This window comes from Falsihalocynthiibacter sp. CO-5D18, assembly GCF_041205445.1.
Classification (GTDB): Bacteria; Pseudomonadota; Alphaproteobacteria; order Rhodobacterales; family Rhodobacteraceae; genus Falsihalocynthiibacter; species Falsihalocynthiibacter arcticus.
The window spans coordinates 1-356 of the sequence record NZ_JBGFCF010000104.1; the positions used below are offsets into that span (position 1 = coordinate 1).

At 58.1% G+C, this 356-nt stretch carries 1 protein-coding gene; it reads left to right on the top strand.

Features of this window, described 5'->3' with window-relative positions; translation table 11 throughout:
- Positions 1-46 precede the first annotated feature (46 nt).
- The coding region (locus tag AB9F27_RS22125; protein ID WP_369758235.1) for a LysR family transcriptional regulator at positions 47-356 on the top strand (310 nt) is incomplete at its 3' end.

Genomic DNA, 356 nt, shown 5'->3' on the forward strand with positions numbered 1-356 from the left:
TCACTCGACCGCGTATTCCTTTGCGGTCAGAGGGTTAGGAGGCCCGATGTCCTACGTTGAAAGCCTGCGCGTTTTTGCCCGCGTTATAGAGCTGGGAAGTATTACGTCTGGTGGGCGGGATTTGCGTCTCACGCCCGCCGTCGCAAGCAAGCGAATCAAGGAATTGGAAAAACATCTCGGGGTGCGTCTGTTCAATCGCACCACGCGTTCCCTGACCCCAACGGGGGTTGGAACCGTGTTTTACAAGGAGGCCATGAAGGTGCTCGCGTCAATCGACGATGCCGAAGCAACCATCGCGACCTTCTCGGAAACCCCGCGTGGCGTCATTCGTATTACGGCCCCTCTGGGCGCAGGTC